Raw genomic sequence first — 16,130 nt, 5'->3', positions numbered from 1 at the left:
CAGTTAGATGGAACGCCGAGATGCTGGGAAACTGGCACGTCCGGTGTGGAGCAGGGGAAAAGCTGGAGATCACATCAAATGCTTACCTATTGCTACTCTGTTTATTGTCGTCAGCGGCGTTCTCTGTGGATACAATGAATGGGACGATATTTATACGTGGGCAAAAGTGCCAGCAACCCAAGAATGGTGTCGAAGAACGCTTCGCGGGCAGTACGTTCCCCTCCCCCGACGAGATCACCGAGGCCTTTTGGCAAGCGTGCCACGGCGGGCAGCGAGGAGCGGCGGAGTACCTGCTCGAGCAGGGCGCCGACCTCGATTGGATCGGCTACGACGGGCTGACCCCTCTCGATACCGCACGCCGCAGCAACGCAGACGAGCTGGTCGAGTGGCTGCGCGATCGGGGCGCCAATTCCGCCAGCGAGCTATAATGGAGTGAAATGTAAATAAATGATATGATTATTTGAAGCGAAGGAGGGACTAACATGCAACGCTTAAATGCCTTTGGAGAGGACGGTCGCAGGAAGCCGGACATATCTCGTATAAAGATATTAACGGGTTCAAAGGGAGAACTGCCTAAATTCATTGAGACGGGTCCGACTCTAACATTTTTTAAAGCGGGTGCAAAACAAGGAGATCAATACTCTAAGGTAGAGCCGGTTACAGAAGTTATCTGTTATGAGGTTGGAACTCTTCTTGGATTTGACTGCGTACCATACCAATTAATATGGTTAGATCAAGAGATCTTTAATTCAAAAGGCCAAGTGCTTGCATGTGTTAGCAAATCCTTTAAAAAAGATAATTATATCTACATTACTGCTGAAGAAATTTTGGGAAGTATAGATACGGAAACAAATATTTATCAGGAATTAATTCAAATATCTCCCTCTGTTAAAAAGTCAATTAATAAGATGGTTGTATTTGATTATCTATTTAATAATACAGATCGCCATTTAAATAACTTTGAATTTTTTTTCAGTACAGATTCCCAGATTGAAATGGCACCTTTATTTGACAATGAGCGCTCATTATTAAATGAAATTAGTCTGGAAGATGATGCAGAGTTTGAGGACCGTTTATTGTATGACAGTGCCAAACCATTTGAGTATACACATAAAGAAGCCATAAAATTGGTTGATAATTTTAAGGAACTTGGGCTGGATTTTACTCACGAGTGGCCTGAGATCGTATCGTTATTCGATAAGCATGCTGCTCTTTTAAACAGATCTCGGCTGCAGCTTATGAAAGCAATTTTTGTGAGGAGGTACAATAATGTCAGAAAACTACTGCTTGATGCACAAGAACGCTAATATTGGAATGATTTCTTATGATGGCAAAAAGTTTAGTTATATTTTAAATCAAAAAGCTGCGAATTCTTTACCTATCGTTGTTGGATATCCTCCGGGTTTGTTTAATAGTGTGATGGCATGGATGAAGTCTCGCTCGACGGGTATGGCAAAAAGCGAAGTGATAAAGAGTTTGCTGCCGCCTAATCATGAGAAAATCGAATACTGGTTATCAAAAAGAGTAATCTCAGCCAGCCGTTCAGATCTTTCTACGATATTAACGATGGCTGGTTTTAATCCTAACGGCTATGATATATGGGAGCTCAATAAGTACACAAAAAGCATATCAATGACGGATGATTATTGGATAACGGATGATTTGTCTATGAAATATGAAGATTTTCATCCCAAGTATTTATTTGAAACGCAGCAATTGGACAAAATGAAGCATCTGCAAGATATCGGGGTCATCCCGATATAGCTGTGATGCGCTAACCAAGGCCGCCGATATTCGGATGCCTTGGTTATTATTTGGTTCAATCCCAATTTGTAATATCAGTCCCGCATAATCTTTCATGTGCGCTTTCCGTAAATAATCCCTCTAATCCGATCTTCACTTAAGTTAAATATTTCAGCGAGTTCCGCAATGCTTAATCCTCCATGGTATTGCTGGAATATTTCCTCGTTACGCAACTCCATTTCATCGCGAATTCCAGTTGAAGCCCCCCAACTTTGTCGTTCTGTTTGTGGTATATAAATGTGTTGGCCTTTTACATACTTTTGAATTTCCTTTATGAGAGCATCAGGTAAAACTTCCTTTGCATTTACATACTTTTTCATATCGTGTTATGCCTTTTAAACAGATCTGTATAAACGCATTATATTAGCTTTTTCTAAACCTTCATTATGGAATCCTTCGCTAACCATCGCAGCAAAAACATTAAAATTTTTCAAAGTAATTCGTGTATTAGCGTGAACCAAACCTAATTGTTTCATCGAAACCAAGCAACCTTGTAAAAATCTTCGTATTTCCGCACGGTTCAACGCATATTTAGGTCTAATATGAATTCCGAAAGCAATTGCATCCAACAATTCGTTGTCAGTACCTCTATTAGCTATGACCACCCGATAAAAAGCGATGCATGCAATTTCATCCGAAGCTTTATCTTTAAGAGTAATCACTACTTGATCTGGTTTTTTGGTAGAGGAATATTGATTTTGGAATAATTCCGCCATTTCGTCTTCCCCATCTTCAATCAGAATTTGCTTTATGTCTACATAATCTATTTCAACCGCGGGTTCTATACCTGTTATATCAAAGTCTTCAGATTCTTTCCAATTTGTTAAATCTAACATTGTTGTAACCATCGAATATTCATCCGATGTAAACCCCAACTTTTCCCATAATGTAATTTCCTTATTTCTTACCTGCCCAAATTTGGTAGAAGTAAATTTAAAGATTTTGTTGCCCCCTCCTTTTCGAATATAAAGAGTGCATTTAATCAATAATTTATCAAATACAGGGGCTCGTGACGGCGCAAACGATTGAACTTGCGGCCATGGTCATCGCTTCAATTCCAATGATCATTATGTATCCTTTCGCTCAAAAGTTTTTTGTAAAGGGTATTTTACTCGGTTCGGTAAAAGGATAAACGAAGGATTTGAACGTGAAGGAGTCTAAAAGCGATGAATGAACGAGGGACACTTAAGGTATTTACTCAGGAGCGCGGAGCGGAATTAGGCGACCTGTTCGGCATCTTTTTCGAGGACCTGAATCATGCGGCGGACGGAGGGCTTTACGCGGAGCTTGTTCAGAACCGGTCCTTCGAATTCGATCCGATCGATCATTCGGATTACCACGCCTTGACGGCATGGGGGAAAGTCGAACGGGGCAAGGGAAGCGCTGAATTAACGGTGGAAGAGAGCGCGCCTTTTTCTGAGCGCAACAAGCATTACGCGGTTATCGAGATTTTGTCGGAAGGCGACGGCGTCGGCATTTTGAACCAGGGCTTTAATTCCGGGATTCCTGTCAAGGAAGGCGAAGCTTATATGTTTTCCTTCTACGCCAGACGGGATTCCAGCTTTGACGTACCGGTCCGGATCGCGGTCGAAGGCTTGGACGGTATTGTTCATGCTGCAGCGGAAATCGCGGTGTGTTCTGATGAGTGGACAAAGTATGAAGCGGTGATGACGGCGAAAGCCACGGATTACAGCAGCCGTTTGGTCATCGTGACAAAAGGAAGCGGAAAGCTATATCTGGATATGGTATCCTTGTTTCCGGCAAAAACCTTCCGGGACCGTCCTAACGGGATGCGCGAGGATATTGCGGCGATGATCGCGGAATTGAAGCCGAAATTTATGCGTTTTCCGGGCGGCTGTCTGGTTCATGACGGTTCGCTCAATGCCGACGAACGGAATTCGATGTACCGTTGGAAAAATACGATAGGCGACATAGAGCAGAGACCGGCAAGACGGAATAATTGGCGATATAATCAGACCTTGGGCCTCGGGTATTATGAGTATTTCCTGTTCTGCGAGGACATTGGAGCCAAGCCGATTCCGATTCTGACGGCCGGCTACGACCCTCATCATAAACGGATCGTTCCTCTCGATGAGCTGCAGCCCTGGATCGATGACGCGCTTGATCTGATCGAGTTTGCTTGCGGCGACTCCTCGACCGAATGGGGCGGCATCCGCGCGGGGTTAGGCCATCCGGAGCCATTCGGACTGGAATATATCGGCATCGGAAACGAAGAGGTCGGCGAACCTTTTTTCGAGCGTTACGCCTATTTCCATCGAGCCATTAAAGAGAAATATCCCGCTATCAAAATCATCAATTCCAGCGGCCCGTTTGCGGCCGGCGGAGAATATGAGCGGGGCTGGAATTCAGCTAGGGAAAACAGATCCGATCTGGTGGACGAGCACTATTACCAGTCGCCGGAATGGTTTTTGGCCAACTATAACAGGTACGATCATTTCAAAGTCGATGAACCGAAAGTGTTTTTGGGCGAATATGCTTCCTGGGGCAATACGTATTACAATGCGCTCGTAGAAGCCGCTTTTATGACGGGTCTGGAGAAGAATGCGCATGCGGTCGGGCTGGCCTGCTACGCACCGATGCTTTGCAACGTCGATTACGTCAACTGGAAGCCGGATATGATCTGGTTCAACAATCATGAGGTTTACGGGACGGTGAATTATTATGTGCAGCAGTTATTTATGCACCATCAGGGAGATCATTTGCTGAAAATCGAAGCAAGAGGGTTTGAGCGGCCGCATGCCGAACCGGCTGCGTCGATCACAGGGAAGCTTACGCTGTGTACGGATCTTTGTTCCATACAGTTTCGGGATGTTCGGCTCATTAACGATGAAACCGGAGAAATCAAATGTTTTGAAGGTTTGCCTGAGGTGCTGTCGGATATGCAGGAGGACCGCCTGAATGGAACGGCGAAGCGATCGATGGAGCTGGGAGAGACGGATTGGGACAGTTATACCTTGCGTTTCAAAGCGAAGAAAATCAGCGGTCCAAAAGGCTTTGACGTTTGCTTTGGAAAGAGCGATGACAAAAATCAGCTCATATGGGAAGTTGGCGGATGGCAGAACCAGGATTCCATGGTCGTTTCCAAAGTGGATGGCAGAGGTTCATGCCTGACCCAAAGCTTGTTTACTGTGGAAACAGGCATTGAATATGATTTTGCTTTAGAAGTGTCGGGAAGAAGGATTCGAACTTATGTCGATGGTGTATTGATCAATGACACGGAGGATAAGCTGCCGGTCATCGAGGCGGTGTATTATTCCGCCAGCTCCGACCGGTCGACCGGAGACGTCATCGTGAAAGTCGTCAATGTGCAGGAGCAAAGCGCAGCCGGACAGGTCGTATTGGAGGATTTGCCTAAAACTCCATCCATGGTCGAAGTAATCGAGCTGTCGGGCTATGGGCTTGATGAAGAGAATGACTTTGAGTCGCCTAAGCGGATTGTGCCTAAGCGGAAAGAGCTGCATCCCGAGGCGAATAGCTTTTTCTATGATTTCCCTGGGCATTCCGTTACTATTTTTAGGGTGAAGAAGGTACTAAAACAGGACAGAGGCAGGAGGAATCATTGAAATGAGGCGACAAGAGGAATACGCGGGATATTTGTTCGCTTACTTTAAAGGAGAAGCACATGCGGATGGAGAGCAGATTTATTTTGCATTAAGCATAGATAACGATCCGCTGCATTGGCGGGAATTAAACGGCGGCCGGCCGATCCTTGCTTCCCGGCTCGGCGAGGGGGAGTAAGGGATCCGTTTATCGTAAGATCAGCGCTCGGAGATAAATTCTACCTGGTTGCATCCGATCTTAAGATACACGGAAACGGGGATTGGTAGCGGGCGGTAACGACGGGCAGCCGGGAAGCGGGCGAAGCGATTCTTGATGCGTATGAAGCATCAGGCGAATGCGCGCCGAAGCTGCTGCGGCGGTTCGGTATAACGGAAGGGAATCGCCAATGTTTTGTACTGCATGAGCTCGATGCGGTTATCTTGCAATAATCCCTCGGATCACTCGAAAGACGTTAATAATCGACTGACCACCCTGCTTTTTATGCCGGCCGTTCTATTTCCATTGAAAATTTGTCCTTTATCTTATAGAATAATTAGGGTAAGCGCTTTCTCTAGGTTCAAAAGCAGTTGTGCTTTTATACAAGGAGTGATGGAGATGAAGAGGAATTGGTACCGCCGCATGCTGCTTTCATATTTTCCTATATTTTTATTTACGGTGACAATCTTAATCTTTTTGTCCTTTATCATAGTTAATGATATCTCGCATAAAGAAACCGTCAAGGCTGACCGGATAACGACCAGCTATATGGTAGACCGACTGGCCCGTGCGCTTAAAGGGATTGAGCTTGACGTGCTGGAGGAGGTTGAGAAAAACGACCGGTACCGCGACTTTCTAAACACGGAGCTTACGCGCGAGAATCGTCAGGTGATATTTGATGTCGTCGACAGCATGAGGACGCTCGCGGCTAACGACAGCCTGATCGATTCGATCTATGTATACCGCGCTGAAGACAAGAATGTGCTGACGCGGAGCGGGCTGGTGGCCTGGGAGTCATTTGCCGACAGGGCATTCATTGAGCAGGCGCTGGGCCATCCGGACAGTCATGACTGGTCAGCGATCCGGAATTACCATGAATTCAGCACGGAGCTGGATAAGCGCGTTATTTCTATTTATAAAAGAGAGCCGCTGCCCTTCGGGACCGAAGGGCTCATCGTGATCAATGTCGATATGTATGCGGTGGAGCAGATGATAAGGTCAATGAACAATGGCGATGTCTCGTTTGTAGATGTCCGCGATGCTACAGGAAGCTTATTATTCTCTACCCGGACAGACGCTCTATCCAATGAGGAGAAGCCAAGCGGCAAAATATTGAATCGGATTTCCTTAGACCCTCTCGGCTGGACGTTCGAAAGCGGAATTTCTGCTGGGAAGCTGTTTATGTGGGTGTCGGTCATTTCTTATGTTTGGGTCGTCATCGGCTTGCTGACGGTTGTGTTTGCGATCTTCTACATCATCTATATAACTAGAAAAAACTATAAGCCGATTCGGGTCATGATGAACCGGATTGAATCGATCCAGCTTCGCAAGGATGAGTTCGGGATGAAAATGGACGAGCTGTCTATGATCGATCATACGCTGGAGAGCCTGATCCAACAAACTGCGGACTTCGAGAAGCAGCAGCGCGAGAACCTTCTGGTGAGCAGGCGTCAGCTGTTCCATGACTTATTGCAGTCTGACGGGATAGAAGTGGCAGCAGAAGAATTAAAGAAGCTGGGGCTGCTGTCCAAGGGAGAAGAGCTCGATCAATTGGCATTTGTTGTCGTTGAGATAGGACAGTACCGCGATTTTCGCAGCGGATTTTCGGTGCGTGACCAGCATACGTTAAAGTTCGCCTTGACGAATGTCCTACAGGAGCTGGCGGAGGCAGACGGCATGTATGGCTGGGCGGAATGGATCGCCGAGAACAGGATGGGAATGATCGTCGGTTTAACCAAAGGGGAGATGTCCCCGATGGAGAAAATCCGGATATTCGCAGACAAAGGCCGAATCTGGGTGGCTGAGCATTTGCGGATATCATTGCTATTCGGCGTCGGGCATGTTGAGCGCGAATGGGGGCAGGTCGGGCATTCCTATAAAGCGGCATTAGATGTGCTTCAGCACAAAATGTCTCTCGGTAAGGAAGCTGTCATTATGAGCGAGGATCTGCCGGGAGATGCGGGACGGAAATGGTATAAATATGTGCAGCACGGCTCAGAGCTAGTGAGGGGGTTTAGGCTGCTAACCGGCGAATGGCGTATTCATTTGGAAAGCTTATTCGAGCATTTGGAGTCGGATTGCTTGAAGGATGAGGATATCAGGATAGTTTTGCAGATGATGATGGACATGCTCGGAAGTGAGCTCTCGGACATGTCTGAGGAATTGCAGGAGCATTTCAAAGGCGCAAAGGCCGATGTCAGAAAGGCAATGGCTGAAGAGGCGGTGTCGCTGGAACAAATCAAAGCACTTTATTCCGAGCAACTGACGGAAATATACCGCACCTATGTCGCGCACAGCGAAACGAAAAACCACCGCGCGATGATTAATGAATTGAAGGCTTATATTGAAGAGCATTTTGAAAATCCCGATTTGTCACTCAAGCACCTGAGCGACCGGTTCCATGTGTCGGGCAAGTATGTTAGCTATTTATTCAAAGAAGAGTTTAATATGAAATTCGTTGATTTTATTGTCCAGCTGCGGATGGAGCGGGCGGAGGAGCTGTTGGCCGAAACGGAAGATTCGGTGCAAAATATTGCCCTTCAGGTCGGGTACGCGAATTCGATTACATTCGGGCGCGTGTTCAAACGAATCGTCGGCGTAACGCCGGGCGACTATAGAAAGCTGAAGCTAAAGCCCGAGAAAGCCCGTCATTCCGCGGATATTTGAAAATAGTTTATGATGCGAAGATAGTTTCAATTAACAGATATTGGGTTTTTCGCTAGGGTTTATCGTTTGGAAACTAGTTTATTGCCGCCTTCCCGAATGTCATGCCATACTGTGGTCATCCCGATTCGGGCTGCCGCATCATGGCTGAAAGCGTAATCCTAAATGATCAAGCGGCCCGCACGGTACAATACATCATTCGATGAAGGGGTTGGAACGATGATTGGAAATAAGAGAAAAAACGGTATTTTGGGAACGAAGAAATCCTTACTGATGCTTGGCCTGGCTTGCTCATTATTGTTTACGGCATGTTCTTCAAATTCGGAGCCAAATGCTTCGGGGGGAACGAATACGGATACAGGTGCTTCCAAAGAGCGGGTTACGCTCAAGGTTGAAGTATTCGACAGAGGGAACTCGCCGGTCGGCTCCACGATTACAGACAACTATTTGACGAACTACATTCAAGAAAACTTCGGCGAGCCGAACAACATTGATCTGGAATACGTGCCAGTGCCGCGTTCGGAGGAAGTAGAGAAGCTGAATGTCCTGATGGCCAGCGGAAGCAACGTGCCGGATATTGTCTTTACTTACGATCCGAATACATTTAACCGTTATGCCAAGCAGGGCGGATTGACTGATGTAGGTCCGCTGCTTGACGAGCACGCACCGAATTTGAAAGCGTTTCTAGGTGACGAGGTTCTTGGCTACGGCCAATACCAGGGTACGCAATTCGCGGTACCTGCGAAGCGGTCCAATGTAGGCAAATATGCGTCCTTCATCCGTCAGGATTGGCTGGATAAGCTGAATATGCCTGTACCGCAAACGACAGAAGAGCTTTATGAAACGTTGAAAGCGTTTAAAGAAAAGGATCCGGGCGCGACTGGCGGGCAGGTTATTCCGATGGGGATGACGATCGCTTCCGCTCAATACGAGCCGCTCCTTTGGTCTTTCATTAAACCATTGACGGACGAACAAAAGTACACATTGACGCAGCAGCTTGGCTCCAACGATTATCCGACGCTTCTGCCTGGCTTTAAGGATGCGCTGCAGTTCATGAATAAGCTGTATAATGAAGGGCTGATCAGCAAGGATTTCGGCCTCGACAAGGACAAGAAGAAGCTGGGCGAGGACGTAGCAACAGGCAAGGTTGGTTTCTACAGCGAGGATGATATCAATCCTTTCTATGAGAACGGCTCTTACGATACACTGCAGAAAAACGTGCCCGGCGCGCTGCTTCATTCCGTAGACGTATTTACGAACGAGGAAGGCAAGCATGCTAAGCCTATGTACGCACCAAACGGCCTTTATATCATGATTCCAAAATCAAGCGAACGCGCAGTTGAAGCCATCAAGTATTTGGAGTGGATGGCAACCGGCGACAATTTGTTCAACCTGCAAAACGGCATTGAGGGCGAGAATTATACGATGGTTGACGACATACCGGTAGTGGTGGAAAATCCGACAGAAGAAGCGTTGAACCGACTGTACAATGGCGGCGACATGATTATTATCTCGAACGGCAAACAGCTTGGCAGCATGGAATTGAACCTGAAGGCCAGAGCGATGCAAATGCCTGCGAAATTCAAGGATCAGGTTGAGGCTGCTCAAGTCATTGCTAATACAGATGTGATTCCGCCGGTGCTGATGGACAGACCGATCGAAGCGCAAACGAAATACGGCACGACTTTGCTCGATAAATTCAATGAAATGATCGTGAAAACAACAATGGCGAAACCGGACCAGTTCGAAAGCGTCTATGAAACGATGCTGAAAGACTATATGGCTAGCGGAGGTCAGGCGATTCTAGACGAGCGCACGGCTGTATATAAAGAGATGCAGGCAAAATAATGCGCTGATCAGGCTTGGTGAATGTGTTGGAGGCGGGGGATGGCCTCGTCTCCACACCTGAACCGATTGCATAAGGAGGAGACCGCTGTGAGTTGGAACGCCTATTTTCGCAGATATTGGCAGCTGTATGCGCTGCTTGTATTGCCGCTCATTTATTTCATCATTTTCAAATACGGACCGATGTACGGGATCATTATTGCATTTAAGGATTTTAATTTTTTTCAAGGAATAGTGGGGAGCGAGTGGATCGGCTTCGAAGCTTTCAAGGAAGTGTTTGGGATGCGCGATTTTTATTTGACGCTTCGCAATACGCTGATGCTCAACTTTCTCGATTTGCTGGTTTCTTTTCCGGCACCGCTTATTTTGGCCATTATGCTCTACGAGATGAAGGTGCAGTGGTTCAAAAAGCTATCACAAACGGTTCTTTATATTCCGCATTTTATTTCCTGGGTCATTATCGGCGGAATCGTTTATCAGGTGTTTGGCACGCAATCCGGCATGATTAATAATGTGATTACCTCTATTGGATTTGATGCGATACCGTTTCTGACGGACAAGAACGATTGGCTCGCTACTTATTTGCTCGTGGGCGTGTGGCAAAGCGCCGGCTGGGGGACGATTATTTATTTGGCTGCCCTCACCGGCATTAACAAGGAGCTGTTCGAGGCTGCCGGCATCGACGGAGCAGGCAGGCTGAAGCGCATTTGGCATATTACGCTGCCTGGCTTGAAATCGACGATTGTCGTGCTGCTCATTATTAATTTAGGTCATATGATTTCCATCGGCTTTGAGCGACCGTATGTCATTGGCAATTTGGCGGTACGCGAATACTCCGACGTGCTCAGCACGTTCGTGTACCGGATCGGGCTCCAGTCGGGCCAGTATACGCTGGCGACGGTTGTCGGCTTGTTCCAGGCAGTCGTTGGGCTAGTCTTTGTGCTCGGCGCAAATTATACCTCCAAGAAGCTTACGGATGAAGGCATCATGTAGGAGTGACGTCAAGCCTATATTCAACCTGATTTTGATTATTTGAAAGGAGCGGACGCTATGAGAGAGCAAACCGCCAACCGCGTGTTCGATACCGCCAATTTTATTGTTTTACTCGTTTGCACGTTGATATGTCTTGCTCCATTTCTTCATATAGCGGCGATTTCCTTTAGTTCGGCAGGACCGATCTTATCCGGGAAAGTGAGCCTGCTTCCGGTCGATTTTAATGTTGAAGCCTACACCAAAGTATTTACCGACGCATCGATGATTCGTTCGCTCGGATTTACAGTGCTGCTTACCGGCTTGTTTACGGTGCTGTGCATGCTGATGACGATTGCGATCGGATATCCTTTGTCCAAAAAAAAGCTAAAGGGCCGCAAAGGAATCATGTTTATCGTCGTCATTACGATGTTTTTCAGCGGCGGCATTATTCCGGAATATATTTTGGTCCGCAACCTGAACCTGCTCGATTCGATCTGGGCGCTCGTGCTGCCGGGACTAATCAACCCTTTTTACTTAATTATCTTAATTACGTTCTTCAATAATATCCCCGAAAGCCTGGAGGAATCCGCTGAAATTGACGGCAGCAGTCATTTTCGGACGTTGCTCAGCATTATGCTGCCCTTATCGCTTCCGGTTATTACGACGCTCAGCCTGTTTTACGCAGTTGGTCGCTGGAACGGATTTACGGACACGCTGATGTACATTAACAGTCCAGAGCTTTATCCGCTGCAGCTGAAGCTTTATCAGCTCATCCAAAACAATATGATCACGGACCTTCTGCAGATGGAAGGGGCGCAGATGGCGACCGTCGTGCCGGAAAGCCTGAAGGCGGCCAGCGTCATATTCGCTACCGTGCCGATACTGATCGTCTACCCATGGCTGCAGCGTTACTTCGTCAGCGGCGTGATGCTCGGTGCGGTGAAGGGATAGCGGAAGAGGAAATCTGGAGAAAGTGTGGGAAGCAGAATGGGCATATACGAAAAGCTGGTCTCCATAAACGACCAATGGGTAAAAGTCGGCATGGAAAATCAAGTGCTGGACAGTGAAAGCCGTTTTTACGGAGGGGTGACCGATCCCGTGAACGGCATCGCGTGGCCGAGCCACCATGGCGGTACGCCGATGATGATGGCATTGTGGGCATCCGCTCTCATAAATGCAGATTCAACGTATTATCACGATGAGGAGCTGCTGCACGCTTTGGAGCTGAGTGCACAGTACATGCTGCGGTTCCAGCATGCCGACGGCACGATTTCGCCGCCTTGGACGAATATGCACTCTCCGCCTGATACGGCGTTTGTCGCGGGCGGGCTGGCACAAGTGTATGAGCTGCTGGCGGCTCATGAGTGGGAGCCGTTGAAGGGCGCTGCGGCGGACATCCGGACGTTTCTGGAACGGACGATCCCTGCGCTGCTGACTGGCGGCTGCCATACCCCGAATCATCGCTGGGTAATTACGGCGGCGCTTGGGTTTATGTATAAGCTGACGGGACGGCCTGAGCTGAAGGAACGGGCTGAGCAGTGGCTCGCGGAAGGAATGGATTGCACGGAAGATGGCGAGTGGACAGAGCGTAGCAACGGTATTTATAACGCTGTCAGCGATATCGTTTTATACTTTACCGCGGAGCTGTTCGACCGTCCTGAACTGCTTGAGCCGGTGCGCCGGAATTTGCGAATGATGGCTTATATGATTCATCCGGACGGCGAAGTAGTGACGGATTATTCCGGGCGTCAGGATTTCGGCAGCAAAACCGATATGAGCAACTACTTTCTCATTGCCAAGCTGATGGGGAACCGCGATAACGATCCGCTGTTTGCAGCGATGGCCAAGCTCGCGGGAGATGCAATTACTCATCCGGGCGGCCTGCCTAATAACGGACTGATCGGCTTATTGCGTTATCCGGAGCTGCGTGAGCAGCCGGTTCAGTCTGGTGCGCTGCCGGACTCCTACCGCGTTGTCGTTAACGGCGGTTTTCCGCGCGAACGTTATCTGAGCGGGATGGAGGCGGCCGGACATGGAGGCCGTATTTACCACAGCAGGCTTCATCCCGATTTTGGCGCTCCGGTGGCCAGGCATCGGAACGGGGCGACAAGCGCGACCGTCATTACCGAGACGAGTTCCTTTTTTGCGTTGCGGCATGGCTCGGCTCGTTTGCTCGCCGTGCAAATCGCGAGCTCCTTCGAGCCCGGCTTCGTGAAGCTCAAGCAGATGGAGGAGCTGGAGTACGGTTACCGGTTGACAGCAACAGAGAGAAAAGGGTACTACGGCCCCGTTGCAAAGCGGCATTTGCCGGAAACCGCCGGCGGACCGGTCAGTCCCTGGTATTTGCTGCCCCACCATCTGCGGGAGCTTACCCACGAGCAGCAGCATCAAATCGAGGTTGTATTAACGGAAAATGAACAGGGCTGGAGCGTTCGCGTTCACTGTGAGGAACCGGAAATATTAATGACGCAAATTTCTTTTGTGTTCAGCAAGGAAGGCGCCTTATCGGGCGAAGGGATTGAGCCGGCTGCCGCTGGAACCTTCTTCTGGGAAAAAGGGACAGCCCGCTTCTCCGCGGGGAATGATTGGATCGAAATCGGCGGCGGAGCTCACGAGCACCGTGCGAAGACACTTAACAATACAAGCTATCCTGCAGATTGCCAGACGCTGATTGTGAATCTGATGACGCCGTACGACAAAACGTTCGATATCAGATTGTCGCGTCAAGATTGGAAGGAAAGCGAACAGGGGAGATGATTCGATGACCGCATACATGGAGCCGCGCGAAAGCGCGCATTATTGGTTTGGCGATGACGAGCGCCGCATACTGGAGGTACTGTCCGGCCGGTATGCAGGCGCGAATCCTCCCGTGCCTTTTGCGCTTCGGGCTTTCGCCAAATCGGGTGTGCTGCAAACCCGGGAAGGGCAATACGATATGGATTTATCCGCCAAGCTGCCGGAAGCGGCTGACGGGGATTATGCTTATGTTTACGGTCTCGTGTGGAGCGACGACGAGCGCTCGATTGACGGCATCATGGAGCCGCTAGGTCCGGTACGTCTGTATGTCAACGAAGAACAGCTGTACCGGTCGAATGCGGTAGACGAGATGAAACCTGGCGCGCGAGCCGTTATTCCGCTTTTGCTGCGCAAGGGCTGGAACGCTGTTTTGGTAGAAGCTCGCAAGACGGAAGCGGGCTTTGGCTGCCGCTTCGGCGCGGATGAGGCGAAGGTCCGCATTATGCAGGTGCTGGCTCCATTTGCCGGAAGGGAGGGAAGCGCGGGCTGGGTGTTCACTGGACCAATGAAAAGCCAGCTGTTCGATGGAGAAAGAGGTTTTCCCGACTTCAAACAGGCAGAAGAAGAAACCGGCATAACGTGGCTTCCGCGGGTAAAGTGGAAGGAGGAGGAGTTGAAGCTGCCGAACTGCGAGCGGCTGTTCGGCCGTCCTGTTCAGCCAGCCGCGGCTTACGGCTGGAGCGGTTTGAGTGTGCCGGCAGGGGCGGACACGCTCATGCTGGAAGGCAGCGTCTTGGGGCCGACCGTTATTTGGCTCGACGGCAGGAAGGTGGCCGAGCTTGAAGCTGCCGGCTCCTACCGGACGGAAGTGCCCGCGGGCTCCGGCTCCCGCCAGCTGCTCGTTCGCAGCATAGGCGGTTCCGGCGGCTGGGGTTTTGAAGTAAACGTCTATTCCGGAGGACGGCTGCTGCCGCTCGAATTGCCGGCGGCCGTTCATGGGGGCGAAGGAGCATGGCTGTACGCGGGACCGCTTGATCCGGCAGTTGAGACTGACCCAGCGGCGGTTTGCACGATGGATGCGCTCTATGCTGCCGTCGATTCGGAGGGCCGTGCTGCAGGACATACGTATTGGATGGTTGATGCTCCCCAGTCGGCGTTAAGGCCCTATTATGAGAACGCCATGCTGAGCAACAAATGGACAACGGGCAGCGCTACGAATTACGGGCGCTGGGATTATCCGCTCGGCGTTACGATGTATGGGCTGCTGCGAACCGCCCGCGAGCTTGACCGGAAGGATTTGGAGGATTACGCACTGGGCCACATCCGCAGCTGTACGGACATGTATGAGTATTCGTTGTGGGACCGTGACCAATACGGCTTTCCTTCCGTCAACCACCAGCTCGTCCTGATCAAGATGCTCGACAATTGCGGCTCGTTCGGTTCCGCCATGCTGGAAGCTTACTTACAAACGGGGGATGACCATTTTCTCCGCATTGCGGACGTCATTGCCGATTTTATGCTCTGCAGGCTGGAGCGACGGGAAGACGGGGCATTCTACCGGCTGTGCCCGGGTGATTATGCTGCCGACACGATGTGGGCGGACGATTTGTACATGAGCGCTCCGTTTCTGATCCGGTATGCCGCAGCGACAGGCAATCGGGAAGCGCTGGATGAAGCGGGGAGACAGTTTTTGCATTATAAGCGCTACTTGTTTATGGAGCAGGAAGGTGTCATGTCGCATGTGTTTGACTTCAAATACGGCAAGGCGACGCGCGTGCCGTGGGGACGCGGCAACGGCTGGTGCCTGTTCTCGTTGTCCGAGCTGCTGGAGAAGCTGCCTGACGATCATCAGGACTGGGAAGCGCTGCTTTCTATGTTCCGGGAGCTGTGTGCGGGTGTCGCTGCGCTGCAGGCGGATTCGGGATTATGGCGCCAGGTGCTTAACCAGCCGGATGCGTACGAGGAAGCGTCCTGTACTGCGATGTTTGCTTATGCCTTCGCGAGGGGAGTGCGCTTTGGCTGGCTGAAGGGTGAGGATGGCTATGCGGCTGCCGCGCTTAAAGCATGGAAGGGCCTGACCGGCGGGGCGATCGATCGCCAAGGCAATGTGCACGGGGTATGCAGCGGTTCGCGCTATTCCTTTGCACCCGATTACTATATGTACGACCTGCGGACCGTCGTGAACGACAACCACGGCATCGGCATCATGATGCTGGCGGGGGTAGAGATCAGACGGATGAAATCGGCGGCAGCCCGCGACGAGCAAGGCGCTGAAGAGCGGGCGGAACATAGTGACGCGAACTAAACCGGACAAGGCGCTGATTGGCACTGGG

At 49.8% G+C, this 16,130-nt stretch carries 13 protein-coding genes; 11 read left to right on the top strand and 2 right to left on the bottom strand.

Annotated features, from left to right (window positions below; translation table 11 throughout):
- The 3 genes from L1N85_RS14985 to L1N85_RS14975 all read left to right on the top strand — a co-directional run.
- Positions 1-428: ankyrin repeat domain-containing protein (locus L1N85_RS14985; RefSeq protein WP_235239878.1), on the top strand; the 428-nt coding region annotated here is incomplete at its 5' end.
- A 54-nt stretch (positions 429-482) separates the two neighbouring features.
- Entirely contained in the window at positions 483-1,307 is an 825-nt protein-coding gene (locus L1N85_RS14980) for a HipA domain-containing protein (protein ID WP_235239876.1), read from the top strand.
- The gene (locus L1N85_RS14975; protein WP_235239874.1) at positions 1,270-1,764 is read left to right on the top strand and encodes a hypothetical protein; all 495 of its coding nucleotides are present in this window, start codon (positions 1,270-1,272) and stop codon (positions 1,762-1,764) included. The genes L1N85_RS14980 and L1N85_RS14975 overlap by 38 nt, the downstream gene beginning before the upstream one ends.
- Positions 1,765-1,856: 92 nt before the next feature.
- Here L1N85_RS14975 and L1N85_RS14970 read toward each other — a convergent pair whose 3' ends face one another.
- Both L1N85_RS14970 and L1N85_RS14965 read right to left on the bottom strand, forming a co-directional pair.
- A complete protein-coding gene (locus tag L1N85_RS14970; protein ID WP_235239872.1) occupies positions 1,857-2,123 on the bottom strand; it encodes a CD3324 family protein in 267 nt (88 codons plus the stop codon).
- A gap of 15 nt (positions 2,124-2,138) precedes the next feature.
- Positions 2,139-2,651 (bottom strand): hypothetical protein, encoded by a 513-nt coding sequence (locus L1N85_RS14965; protein WP_235239870.1) that lies wholly within the window; start codon positions 2,649-2,651, stop codon positions 2,139-2,141.
- Between the two features lie 318 nt (positions 2,652-2,969).
- Between L1N85_RS14965 and L1N85_RS14955 the strand changes: the two genes are divergently transcribed.
- The 8 genes from L1N85_RS14955 (at position 2,970) to L1N85_RS14920 (ending at position 16,102) form a co-directional block, all read left to right on the top strand.
- On the top strand, positions 2,970-5,387 hold the full coding sequence (locus tag L1N85_RS14955) for an alpha-L-arabinofuranosidase C-terminal domain-containing protein (protein ID WP_235239868.1): 2,418 nt from the start codon (positions 2,970-2,972) through the stop codon (positions 5,385-5,387).
- A 1-nt stretch (position 5,388) separates the two neighbouring features.
- Positions 5,389-5,562, top strand: coding sequence for a hypothetical protein (locus L1N85_RS14950; protein WP_235239866.1), 174 nt, complete (start codon positions 5,389-5,391; stop codon positions 5,560-5,562).
- Between the two features lie 417 nt (positions 5,563-5,979).
- Positions 5,980-8,247 (top strand): helix-turn-helix domain-containing protein, encoded by a 2,268-nt coding sequence (locus L1N85_RS14945; RefSeq protein WP_235239864.1) that lies wholly within the window; start codon positions 5,980-5,982, stop codon positions 8,245-8,247.
- A gap of 216 nt (positions 8,248-8,463) precedes the next feature.
- A complete protein-coding gene (locus L1N85_RS14940) occupies positions 8,464-10,092 on the top strand; it encodes an extracellular solute-binding protein (RefSeq protein ID WP_235239862.1) in 1,629 nt (542 codons plus the stop codon).
- A gap of 87 nt (positions 10,093-10,179) precedes the next feature.
- Positions 10,180-11,082 carry an ABC transporter permease gene (locus L1N85_RS14935; RefSeq protein WP_235239860.1) on the top strand — a complete coding sequence of 301 codons (903 nt, stop codon included), beginning with the start codon at positions 10,180-10,182 and terminating at the stop codon, positions 11,080-11,082.
- Positions 11,083-11,139: 57 nt separating this feature from the next.
- Positions 11,140-12,012: a carbohydrate ABC transporter permease gene (locus tag L1N85_RS14930; RefSeq protein WP_235239858.1), complete on the top strand. Its 873-nt coding sequence runs from the start codon at positions 11,140-11,142 to the stop codon at positions 12,010-12,012.
- A gap of 36 nt (positions 12,013-12,048) precedes the next feature.
- Positions 12,049-13,818 carry a hypothetical protein gene (locus L1N85_RS14925; protein WP_235239856.1) on the top strand — a complete coding sequence of 590 codons (1,770 nt, stop codon included), beginning with the start codon at positions 12,049-12,051 and terminating at the stop codon, positions 13,816-13,818.
- Positions 13,819-13,822: 4 nt separating this feature from the next.
- The gene (locus tag L1N85_RS14920) at positions 13,823-16,102 is read left to right on the top strand and encodes a glycoside hydrolase family 88/105 protein (protein WP_235239854.1); all 2,280 of its coding nucleotides are present in this window, start codon (positions 13,823-13,825) and stop codon (positions 16,100-16,102) included.
- Positions 16,103-16,130: the final 28 nt, after the last annotated feature.

Origin of the sequence: Paenibacillus alkaliterrae (assembly GCF_021532375.1) — a bacterium.
Classification (GTDB): Bacteria; Bacillota; Bacilli; order Paenibacillales; family Paenibacillaceae; genus Pristimantibacillus; species Pristimantibacillus alkaliterrae.
Note: the sequence above shows the minus strand (reverse complement) of the source record. Positions and strands in the feature narration are given on the sequence as shown.